Raw genomic sequence first — 9,862 nt, forward strand, 5'->3', positions numbered from 1 at the left:
GCTGCCACCTTGAACGGTCCGGCCTTGGTTAAATCTTGTAGCGACGAGGACTCGGCAGCAGGTTGCGCCGCCGCTTCAGTGGCGATTTGCTGCTCGATCGCCGTTACGGCTGCATCTCGGTAGTTTAAATACGTCGTGAGCTGGCGGCTTAGATTCAGCAGCAGTTGTGCGTCGATCCGAATCCCTCGCGTGGGGAACTGCCGCAGAAATTCCACAACGGACAGCCCCTCCGGATTGGCTGCTCCCAAAATCAGCGCCGATCGAATGCCGTGAAAGCCATTGACGCCAGCTTCTGTTTGAATAGCCTGCCCCAAATTTTGCAGAGCGGCTTCTCCTAAAGGCGTGTAGGTGTACTGAGCAACCGCAAGCGGAGCCACCTTGAATCGTCGCCGCAGCACTTGCCGAAACTGGTCGCGCAGTTGGGGCTTTAGTAGGCGAGCATAGAAGCGAAACTCCGGGGTAATCTCGCCCGTCTCGGCAAAGGTGGCAAGCGAGTCCACCGACAGCGAGAAATTGAGCGGACCGAACGGCACATAAAGTTTTTCGGCACTTGTAGCAGGCTTGGCGACCAACAGAACTCCTGCGCCAACCAGCCCCATTAGCAGACACCTTAGCGGTTTAATGCAACCGTTGTGTGACGATCTGTGTGACGATCGCCGTTGAATCGGAGTAATGCGCGTTTCCTGCACAGCCATGTTTATCCCGTAACTTAAATACAGTATTGTGTGATGCACCGCTTGCATTGTATGGCATTGATTGCGACTAGAACCTTCTTCCCGAATCCTTAATCCCTAGTTCCTGCTTGGTTTTTTTTGAGTTGAAGAGTACGATCGCAGCGAGAACGGGTGTGGTTTGAGGACCTGACACAGCAGATGCGCTATGACTAGACAAGGATTTCCAGACCGTCAACCATCGGATCAGCCGCCCGGAGACCGACCCAAGACGCCTGCGATTCGTAAACTGCCCATCTCCCAATCGCCGCTGCCGAGGATACCAGCGCCGATCGACACCGCTCAGCCACCCCCGCCTCAGGCGATCGCGATCGCCGCCGAGCAGGTCGCTGTTCCTTCCACCGTCATGCAGCGAATTCGGAAGCGGATGGGCTGGCTGACAAGCTGGCAGTTCCTGATCGTGGCCTCTCTAGTGTTTACAAGCGGTACCGGAGCGTTTGCCCTGTCGCTGCTGCTCAAGCTGCCCGGATTGCCAAACTGTCCTGCTATCTTTTGGCCCCTTGCCTCTGCCTCGCTGCGGTTCGAGTGTGCGCGGTTAGCCGCGAACAAGCAGACGATCTCAGACCTGCTAGAGGCGATCAAACTGCTAGAACCCCTTCCTGCCGATCATGAGCTTCGTACCGAAGCCGATCGCCTGATTGAGCAGTGGTCCCAAGACGTACTGCGACTCGCAGAAGAAGCCTTCAACGCAGGCAAACTCAACGAGGCGATCGCGGCGGCGCGGCGCATTCCCAATCAGGTATCTGCCTACAAGCTGGTGGAAGAGCGCGTGCAGCGCTGGCAATCGATTTGGTCCAAGGCAGAAGCCATTTTCAAGAAAGCTGAGAACGAAATGCGGGAGTTGAACTGGCGCGGCGCGTTTGTTCAAGCCGTCCAGCTACTCGATGTTGAAAACACGTTTTGGCAGACGACGAAGTACGATGAGCTGACCAGCCGCATTAACGCCGCCCGCGAAGACGGCAACAAACTCGCAAAAGCCGAGCGTTTAGCCGATCAGGGCGGCGTCGATAACCTGCTAGAGGCAATCAAGCTCGTCGAGTCGATCGGTCCTGACAGCTACGTTCGGAAAGCGGCGCAAGGCGCGATCGGAAAATTTGGGCGGGCGCTGTTAGGGTTAGCCGAGGACGCGCTCGATCGCCGCGATTTGCAGCGGGCATTGAACATTTTGGGCAAAGTCCCAGAAGTGACCAACCTCAAAGAAGAAACCAAGGATTTGACCACGCTGGCGTATGCCCAATCGCAGACGTGGACCGACATGGTATCCAGCCTAGAAGATGCTATTTCTCAGGCTCAGAAGATTGGTCCCAACCGTCCGCTGTACGGGAAGGCGCAGCAGTTGATTGGCAGTTGGCAGCAGGAAATTGAAGCCATTCAAGCTCTAGAGAAGGCGCGAATGTTGGCGCAGGGCGGTTCAACGGAAGATTTGCGAGCGGCGGTCGCCGCTGCATCTCAGGTGTCGCAGTCTAACCCGCGCTGGAGCAAGGTCCAAAAGCAGGTTCAGGAGTGGACCGACAGCATTCAAACCACTGAAGATCGCCCTATTCTCGATCAGGCAGACGAGACCGCCAGTCCGGGTGACATTCCGGCGCTGCAAGCCGCCATTAATCAGGTGAACCAAATTGGTCGCGGTCGGGCGCTGTCCAGGGATGCCCAGCGCAAAGTGGATGAGTGGACGGCGCAAATTCAGCAGATACAGGACCAGCCATTTCTCGATCAGGCGCAAACTCTGGCGAACGCAGGCGATTTGACAGCGGCGATCGCGGCGGCGGAGCAAGTTAAATCTGGACGATCACTCTACAGTGAGGCGCAGTCTAGCATTCGCGACTGGCGCAAGCAAATTCAAGACGCCAAAACTCAGATTCAGGCAGAGCAAACGCTTCAAGAGGCGCGGCGATTGGCAAATTCTGGCTCTACGGATGCGCTAGGAAGCGCAATTCAGCTTGTCAATCAGGTGCCATCGACTAGCCGTCTCCGCTCCGATGCGGATGGATTGATTGAGGAGTGGAGCCGCCAACTGTTGCAGGTAGCGGAAACACGCGCAGGCTACGACGTTCCGGGCGCGATCGCCGTTGCCCAAAAAATTCCCTCTCGCGCTGCTGCCTTCGCAGAAGCACAGCGGCAAATTCAAGCGTGGCGGAAGACGATCGGGCAGTAGTCGCGGCGATCATCAACTTAGAGAATGTTTGTAAACGGTTGTTAAGCATCTTCCTTCTTCCATCTTCTGCGATTGTTTTCTAATCGCCGCAACATCAGCCGAATCATCGCTGCATATACCATCCCCTCATAATTCTCAGCTAAACGTTCATAATCTCGACTTAAGCCTCGGTTATTGTCTAGCCAAGCCCAAGTTCGTTCGACAATCCATCGCTTCGCTTGCACCGAAAACCCTCTTCTCTTATGAGTAACGACCTCAAACTCCACTCCATATACTGCTTCTAAATCTTCCTCTAAATTCCCCTGATACCCCTGGTCTGCCAAAATCTTAGCCATGCGCTCATGCATCTCTAAATAGCTCAACAAAACGCAAGGAGCAGCTTTCACATCTGCTTGATTGGCGGCTCCCACATAGCACTTGAGAACCAGTCCTAACACATCGACTAGCGCTGTCCGTTTGCGACCCTTAATCTTTTTGAACCCATCAATCCCGATGTCCTCCCCCCTTTTTCTCCCAGCTTCACAGACTGGCTATCGAGGATGGCTAAACTGGGTGAGGCTTCTCGCCCTACAGACCTTCTGACCTCCTTCACCAATGCGGCATTGATCGATTCCTACACTTCCAAACGTATCCACAAGCGGAAGTACCCATATACGGTTTGCCAAGCTGGAAAATCTGTAGGCAGATTGCGCCATTTCACTCCGTTATCCACCCGGTAGAAAACGGCATTGAGCACCTCCCGTAAATCCACTTCCCGCAACCGTCCAACCAGTTTATCCTCAGGCAGTAAAGGCTGAATCCGTTTCCATTCCGCGTCTGTTAAATCACTGCTGTAGGTTTTGAGTTGTCCATTGTCTTAACCTGATTCCACTCTGGTTTCCTGATACATCTTTTGGTCAGAATGGATCAATGTCTTCGCAATATTCATTTACAAACATTCTCTCAACTGTCCCAAAAGCAGCAACTACCCTTAGCTCTACCTTTGACCAAATTGACCCAGATGAGAATGATGAATTGATTAACCCTGCAATTCTTCAGTAGGGGCATGGAATTGCCGTCCGCCTACTGATGCTGATTTATAAGCTATTTAATCTTTGATCCCTGGTAGTGCAAAAACTCTCTAAAAACCTTAATGTCAAAGGATTGTCACGAAAATCCTGACGACCGCTGTCAAGCATTGATCGAGCATTAATTGTACGTATTATGTTGTAAGCCGCTATAAGCTGTCGGCCCAACTCTGAATTCTTCCTGAAGGGAGTTAAAAGGTCTGTATAAGTTAGTAGCGAAGTAGCTAAACAGCACCTGCACTGCTTTAACCACGCTGCGGTAAGGAGAGCTTCTAGCAGATACTTTGTGTCTAAACTGGATAGTACTGAAAGATGAATGGCACTGAAATAATCTAGAAACTTGATGTCCACTCGACACAAAAACAGCTATCTAGTTTTTGTGGCTTTTGCTCAGCGCTAGATTGAGGCTTGCAGAGAAGGCATTGTCGGCGTATGGAGCTGGTTGGGCAAGTTTAGAGACTACTGGCTACCGCTCAAATTCTTGCAGCACAATACTATGGGCCGTTAAAGTCCTTCTTATTTTGGTGGTTTTCCATCCAAAAATTCTTTAAATCAATCAATTTTAACCCATGTTTAATGATGATTAAACTACCTCAAGCAAAGCCAAATCTATTCATCAACCCAATAAATAGTGAGATTACTACCGGAATTATTTTAATAGTTACTGTTTTAATTACTAAGATTAGTGTTTTAAATCTACCTTATCACTGGGATGTCATGGCCTATGTATTTGACTATAGTGATGCAATTCTGAAAAATAATCTATGGCTTTTCCCAATTGTAGAAGAAGGTGATCCTGGACATCCACCTTTTTATTTTGCAATATTAGCTACTATTTGGAAGTTTTTTGGTAGAGAGCTATATATTTCACACGCTGTTGGAGTTGTCTTTACTTGGCTTGCCTTATACTACACCTACCTGTTCGGCAAAAGAATTTTATGTGATAGTGCTATTGGCTTTTTAGCAGCAATACTACTATTTTTTAATCCTTTGTGTTTTGCTCAGTTTGGGACTTTGAATCTATCAGTTCCTCTGACAGCCCTACTTATTATGAGCGCCTATCACCTTGTTCAAAGACGTTACACATTTTTTGTACTTTGTGCTTCAAGTCTAGCTTTAACAAAAGCAGAAGGATTTATTTTAGTTTCTATACTTCTTGTTGTTTACTTTATTATTTTCGATATACATCCAGCTGGACCAAGGATAGATGTTAAAGAATTAGTAATTAAGTATTTTTTTCTAAGTTTACCAATACTTCTCTACTTCACTTGGTTTATACTTCATTTCAAGCTCACAGGTATTCTATTAAATTCTGAGAAGTTTGCTCATACAAGAGGAGTGAATCTGTCACCAGAGCTTTTTTTAAGCTCATTTGTGGAAAAATTTAAGCAATGCTTTTTAGAAACTAATATCTTAAACTCACTAGGCATTGTCCTAGTATGCTTGCCGTTTAAAAAGCAAAATCAATTTGATCAACGGAAATTGAATCAACAAAGAAGTGCTGTATTATTTTTATTGATCCTTACTTCGATAAACTTAATTTTCTTTACAATTGTCAAGGCCTGGATAGTTAGATATGCTATGCCAATTTATCCTTTTATATTTCTGCTTGGTGCAGCTGGTTTTATAAAAATAATTATTAGTTTCATTAACTCTCAGCGAAAATACCTCTCATTCTTTTTAAGCATACTTGTCATTTCTAATGTCTTACTGTTTGTTTCTGGATACGATTTACATAGGAGTGGTTATGGATCTTGGGAAGATAATCTCGAGTACATAGATATTATTTCTATCAATCAAGATGCAAGTCATTATATAGAAGAAAGATTGCCAAGCAAAAAAGTTTTTGCTTCCTGGCCACTGTCGCACGCTTTGCGAAACCCGTATCTGGGGTATGTTAAAAAACCCATAAATGTTGTCTTCAAGTATGAAGAGGCGGACATTTTTCTATTTACTTCTTCTCCCTGGTATGAAGAGGGTGAAAAACTACAAGCCATGATTCAACAAAAAAACACACCTTTAATCAAGAGATTTGAAAGAAATGGTAAATACATAGAATTGTATCAAAAGAAGTAATTCCTCTTTTTACTATGGAAGCGAAAGCAAAGAGAGTTTATTGGTGAAGAAAACTGCTGAAAGCGATAATATCAAAGATTTCTCATGAAAATAGATTCCTGCTGCCAAGCGCCAAACGGACATTAATACCGCGTATTTAAGCAGTTTAAGAGACTGCTTTTCGAGGTTTTACTGTCTTGTCTGAAACTCATTTGAGATTCATGCGCCACTAAAAAACTGTTTGTAAATAGATATTATGAACTAGATGATTCATAGGAAATGGAATGAGCGATACCTAAGCTATTCATCTATCGATCCTTGAGTCCATGAGCAAACCTGTCTACGATAGCGACCTGAGGGATCAGGAATGGCACTACATCGACCCCCTCTTACCTGCCGAAAAGCCAGTTGGCAAAGCACGAGAAGTGGACTTGCAAGCGGTGTTGAACGCGATTTTCTATCTGCTTATAACGGGGTGAAATGGCGCAACTTACCCCGTGATTTTCCAGGTTGGCAGACGGTGTATGGATACTACCGATTGTGGGTAAGATTAGGTGTTTGGGAAGATATCAATACCGTCTTGGTGCAGAAAGTGCGCCTGAGAGAGGGGCGCAATGCTCAGCCCAGTTTAGCCTTCATCGATAGTCAGTCAATTAAACTCGGACAAAAGTGTCGAGCTTGAGATCAGTTCATGCCCAGAGGGAGCCAAAGGGTTTGGGCTAGAACCGAAGCGATGGATTGTCGAACGAACTTGGACTTGGCTAGACAATGCACGAGCCCTAACCCGCGACTATGAAACTCTGCCTAAAACTCATGAAGTCGTGATCTATGTGGTCATGATTCGGTTAATGATGCGGCGATTAACCAACAATCGTCGAACCAGAAAACCAAGATCGCTTAACTATCCTTTACAAACAGTTTTTCAATGCCTGTGGTCGCGCTAAGACGGCGGAACGATCGCCGAAAACAGCGCTGAGTAATCCGCGTCGGCTAAATCCAAATCGATCGTCTGGTTGAGAATCTCCTCGACAGCGGCGATCGTGCGGGCGTCGAGTCCCAGCGAGTCTGCCTCGGTCCGAAACAGCCGCATGTCCTTCAGCAAATGCTTCGTTGGAAAATTCGGATTGGCGAAGTTGCGATCCAGCATTCGTTGCAGCTTTTTGTCAAATGTTGGCGCGTAGAGCGCACTGCCGCGAAGAATCTGCATGAAGGCTTCCGCATCGACGCCCTGCTGCACCACAAACCCCAAACTCGCGCCAAACGCCGCCGTCAGCGACCCAATCAACTGATTCAGCGCCAGCTTCACCGCTGACGCCGACCCCACTGGACCGAGCAAGCGCGGCTCCGGACCAAAGCACTTCAGCAGATCCAACCAGCGATCGAACTGCTCCTCCGTGCCGCCCACCATCACGATCAGCTTGCCGTCCGTCGCCTCTGGCGTACTGCCCAACACAGGCGCTTCCAGATAGTCTCCGCCTGCTGCGGTGACCTCGGACTGAATGGCTTTGCTCTCCGTCGGGGCGATCGTGCTCATCTGGATGATTGTCTTTCCCGCCAGCTCTGTTCGCGCCGACTCAAATAGCACCGAGCGAATGGCGTCTGCATTGGTCAGCATCAGTACGATCGCGGTGCAATCCCGAATCAATGCCTCCGGGGAGGACGCAATCGTCGCTCCTGCTTGTCGTAGCGGCTCTAGTTTCGCTGTTGTGCGGTTGTACACCGTCAGCGACAGCCCCGCTTGCAGCACCCGCTGTGCCATCGGCAACCCCATCAAGCCTGTTCCAATTACGCCAACGTTCATCGGATTCACCCTTTACTCGGTCTACAGATTGGTCGAAATAGCCTGGACTGGACAGGTCGGAATGCACTGTTCGCAAACGATGCAGCGCGATCGCAGAAACGTCAACCGAAACGACTGTGGATCGAGGGTGAGCGCTTCCGTGGGACAGACGCCAGTACACAAGCCGCAGTCAACGCACACCTCCTCATCGATCAAAATTTCGCGACTGGCAAAGGAAACGCCAATGTCCTGCGATCGCATCCAGTCCAGTGCGGCGTCTAGCTGGTCGATGTCGCCAGAAAGCTCGACGACGAGTTTGCCGATCTGATTGGGTGCAACTTGAGCGCGAATGATGTTTGCTGCGACGTTGAACTCTTTTGCCAATCGATACGTGACTGGCATGTGGACCGATCGACGCGGAAAGGTCAGGGTGACTCGCTTTTTCACAGCACGAAGGAGAAGGATTCCCCTCGATTCTAGACATGAAAAAACCTCTCAAAGGTTACAAGTCTTTGAGAGGCGTCGGTGCAACAGAATCGAATGCCCAACTAGCAGTTAGACAATAAAGTCAAGCCCTTTAGACACGGTGGTCGTGTCTTGCACCACCGCAATCAAGTCGCTGCCGCGCTTGATCAACGTATCCCAGGCGGAGCTACCAGAGAAGTTAGTGTATTCCAGGGTATACTCGCCGATTCCTCCACCCAAGCGGATTTTGTCGCCTTCTGCGCGATCGAAGTCGGTGATTGTGGCGTAGCCGCTACCCAGGTAGGCAATGTCGTTGCCGAAACTGCCGTTGTAGCCTAGCCCAAAGGTATCTGCGCCGCCGCCGCCCGTTAAGGTGTCGTACTCCAAGCTGTCGTAGCCTGTAGTGCCGTAGCCGTTGAGGAAGTCGTTGTCGCTACCACCGTTAAGACTGTCGCTACCACGTCCGCCATAAAGGAGGTCATTGCCACTACCACCAGAGAGCGTGTCGTTGCCGATCGCCGTGGTGCTACCCGCAATTTCGTCTCCATACAGCGCATCGTTGCCGCTGCCGCCGCCCAGCCAATCGTTGCCCTCGCCGCCAATCAAGTTGTCGCTGCCATCATCGCCCCAGATGTAGTCGTTACCGCCCTTGCCTTCAACAAAATCGTTGCCATCCCAACCGCTGAGGGAGTTGTTGGAACTGCTACCGATGATGTGGTTGTTGAGGCTGTTGCCGTTGCCGGAATAGGCAGCGTCGTCGTTGAGCAGCGTCAGGTTTTCCAGGTTGTCGCCCAACGTGTAGCTGGTGTAGGAGAGGACGGTATCGGTGCCTTGATTGGCGTATTCGATCACTGAGTCAGCCGTATCGCCCGTCATCGCGGAAATCAAGTACGTATCGTCCCCCGTGCCGCCGTAGACCGTATCGGTTCCGGCACCCCCCCAAATAAAGTCATTGTTGGCTTCGCCCCAAATGGCATCGTTGCCGCTGCCGCCGTAGAGGGTGTCGTTGCCGCCGCGTCCGAGGATCGTGTCGCCATCGTTGCCGCCATCAACGTAGTCGTTTCCTTCACCTGCGTCGATGATGTCGTCGCCACCAAAGCCATTGATGGTGTCGTTGCCGCCGTAACCGAAAATCGAAATGTCCGCGGCGTTTGTGCCGTTTAGCGGATCGTTACCAGAAGAACCGTAGATACTCATGATTGTCTCTCAGTAGTAAGTCGTAAGTCGTAAGGAACTTACAGTGTGAGGATTCAGTCATGAGCGATCGCATTACGTGGCATTCATGAAGGCTTGTCATTCAGCGGAAAAACTCAGCGATTATGCGTAATTTCTATGTAAATTCTCTGGCGAGTCCGTAGCGCGATCGCCAGCGCATGTAGTCCTTGAATTAATCGCATACTGATAAGAGAGCGCACCGGAGGTTGCGCCGATGATTAACCGCTTATACCGATTCGGAATTCGGAGTTCGCAATTCAGAATTGCAAAGGCTGGATTTCGTCAATGTTTCAGTGGTTTAATCGGCATGGAAAAGGAATCCCAAATATAGTTGGGCTAACCACTCTACTGAGTTGAAGCTGACTGAAAGCGTGCTGCCCCAATTTGTTGTTTA

7 protein-coding genes and 1 pseudogene are annotated in these 9,862 nt (G+C 49.5%); 3 read left to right on the top strand and 5 right to left on the bottom strand.

The genetic code is table 11. The annotated features are described in order from the left end of the window. On the bottom strand, positions 1-695 hold a 695-nt coding region (locus H6F43_RS02870; RefSeq protein WP_190340496.1), incomplete at its 3' end, for an alpha/beta hydrolase. 184 nt (positions 696-879) lie between these two features. On the opposite strand from H6F43_RS02870, the gene H6F43_RS02875 reads away from it, so the two are divergent. After that, positions 880-2,886 carry a chromosome segregation ATPase gene (locus H6F43_RS02875; RefSeq protein ID WP_190340497.1) on the top strand — a complete coding sequence of 669 codons (2,007 nt, stop codon included), beginning with the start codon at positions 880-882 and terminating at the stop codon, positions 2,884-2,886. 41 nt (positions 2,887-2,927) lie between these two features. Here H6F43_RS02875 and H6F43_RS02880 read toward each other — a convergent pair whose 3' ends face one another. Further along, positions 2,928-3,380, bottom strand: a complete 453-nt coding sequence (locus H6F43_RS02880; protein ID WP_190340501.1) for a transposase — start codon at positions 3,378-3,380, stop codon at positions 2,928-2,930. Between the two features lie 1,149 nt (positions 3,381-4,529). Here H6F43_RS02880 and H6F43_RS02890 point away from each other — a divergent pair. Next, a complete protein-coding gene (locus tag H6F43_RS02890) occupies positions 4,530-6,029 on the top strand; it encodes a hypothetical protein (RefSeq protein ID WP_190340498.1) in 1,500 nt (499 codons plus the stop codon). A 305-nt stretch (positions 6,030-6,334) separates the two neighbouring features. Next, a pseudogene (locus tag H6F43_RS02895) lies at positions 6,335-6,871 on the top strand (transposase); the annotation flags it as partial. A gap of 77 nt (positions 6,872-6,948) precedes the next feature. On the opposite strand, the gene H6F43_RS02900 reads toward H6F43_RS02895, so the two are convergent. The 3 genes from H6F43_RS02900 to H6F43_RS02910 all read right to left on the bottom strand — a co-directional run bounded on the left by H6F43_RS02900 (position 6,949) and on the right by H6F43_RS02910 (position 9,450). Next, positions 6,949-7,809 carry an NAD(P)-dependent oxidoreductase gene (locus H6F43_RS02900; protein WP_190340503.1) on the bottom strand — a complete coding sequence of 287 codons (861 nt, stop codon included), beginning with the start codon at positions 7,807-7,809 and terminating at the stop codon, positions 6,949-6,951. Between the two features lie 21 nt (positions 7,810-7,830). Next, a complete protein-coding gene (locus H6F43_RS02905) occupies positions 7,831-8,235 on the bottom strand; it encodes an NIL domain-containing protein (protein ID WP_190340499.1) in 405 nt (134 codons plus the stop codon). 108 nt (positions 8,236-8,343) lie between these two features. Next, entirely contained in the window at positions 8,344-9,450 is a 1,107-nt protein-coding gene (locus tag H6F43_RS02910; RefSeq protein ID WP_190340500.1) for a calcium-binding protein, read from the bottom strand. Positions 9,451-9,862 lie beyond the last annotated feature (412 nt).

It is taken from the genome of Leptolyngbya sp. FACHB-36, assembly GCF_014695955.1.
Lineage (GTDB): Bacteria > Cyanobacteriota > Cyanobacteriia > Leptolyngbyales > Leptolyngbyaceae > FACHB-36.

What these genes read in the sequence shown, in the direction of transcription:
- H6F43_RS02900 (WP_190340503.1), bottom strand. Translation starts at nt 7,809, where the DNA reads ATGAACGTTGGCGTAATTGGAACAGGCTTGATGGGGTTGCCGATGGCA.
- H6F43_RS02890 (WP_190340498.1), top strand. Translation starts at nt 4,530, where the DNA reads ATGATGATTAAACTACCTCAAGCAAAGCCAAATCTATTCATCAACCCA.
- H6F43_RS02910 (WP_190340500.1), bottom strand. Translation starts at nt 9,450, where the DNA reads ATGAGTATCTACGGTTCTTCTGGTAACGATCCGCTAAACGGCACAAAC.
- H6F43_RS02875 (WP_190340497.1), top strand. Translation starts at nt 880, where the DNA reads ATGACTAGACAAGGATTTCCAGACCGTCAACCATCGGATCAGCCGCCC.